The sequence below is a fragment of the Pseudaestuariivita rosea genome, assembly GCF_017592335.1.
Taxonomy (GTDB): Bacteria; Pseudomonadota; Alphaproteobacteria; order Rhodobacterales; family Rhodobacteraceae; genus Parasulfitobacter; species Parasulfitobacter rosea.
Genome location: NZ_JACNMP010000080.1, coordinates 1 through 1,223, shown reverse-complemented (window position 1 = coordinate 1,223; position 1,223 = coordinate 1). Strand labels below are relative to the sequence as shown.

General features: G+C 49.2%; 1 protein-coding gene. It reads left to right on the top strand.

Translation table 11 applies throughout. The features are described from left to right. The first annotated feature begins 240 nt into the window (after positions 1 to 240). Complete coding sequence (locus H7848_RS19630) at positions 241 to 921, top strand: haloacid dehalogenase type II (RefSeq protein ID WP_208354662.1); 681 nt, start codon at positions 241 to 243, stop codon at positions 919 to 921. Positions 922 to 1,223: the final 302 nt, after the last annotated feature.

Here is a 1,223-nt window from a genome sequence, read left to right as displayed (position 1 = left end):
ACATCGAGCTGTTCTACAACCCAAAGCGCAAGCGCACGAAAAACGGCATGCTGTCGCCCGTTGACTTCGAGATCAGACCGCAGAAACTGAACCAGGCAGGTGTCTAGGAAACTAGGGGCACCTCAGTCAAACAATCTTCTATTCATAAGAGGATCAGATATCTTGCACGACAGACGTCAGCAATCCTCTTCTCCTTCAGTCACAGAGCAGTTAAACAGGCGCCCACGAATGAGAGAACAGATGCTGATCACAACTTGCGTTTTTGCTGCCTATGGCACGTTATTCGATGTGAACGCCGCAGCCGCCCAAGCAGCTACAGAGCCTGAACACAAGGCGCTGTCAGAAGTCTGGCCCTCAGTTGCCCGTGATTGGCGATCAAAGCAGTCACAATATACTTGGCTACGGACGATAGCTGATCGATATTGTGACTTTTGGCAAATAACCAAAGAAAGCTTGGATTGGGCAATGCAGGCGAACGGTCTGACGGATAACGCTCCGACATACTACCGTTTGTTGGAGCTGTATTGGAAATTGGATGCCTACCCCGAAGCGTATGACATGTTGCAGGCGTTGAAGGCCCGAGGATTGACCACGGCAATTTTGTCGAACGGAACGGCGGCAATGCTTGATGGCGCGATATCGTTGGCGGGGGTTGGTGGTATGCTGGATGCCGTTTTGTCAGCTGAGGATATTGAGGTCTTCAAGCCACATGCCAAAGTCTATGATATGGTAGGTCAACGGTTTGGCTGTGTGCGGAGGGATGTGTTGTTTGTGTCGTCCAACGGCTGGGATGTGGCGGGTGCTGGGGGTTATGGTTTCAAAACTGTTTGGGTGAACCGTAGGGACGAGCCTGAGGACCTGCTTTGTTCCCGGGCTGGACATGTTTTGCCAGACCTTACTAAAATCCCGGACTTGATTTGATATTAACTTCACCGTGGGATGTGGCACTCGGCTGCATTACTTGGATGATAGATCAGCGCCCCGTCGTGAAATTCTGCTCTTGGTTGTCAGCTCTCACTGACAATCAAGAGTCTTGAGCCTAACATATCGAGACATATTTATTCTCTAAAGACGGTAAATATGTCGCCACCGATTATTGCATGCGTGAAAAAGAAAGTACTGCCGTCAATCACAGTCGAAGCGAATGCAGGTTCGCCACCCCGATAAGTGAACTATTTTATGTTTGTACCTGAGACTTTCAAAGAAAATATATGCTACAATAC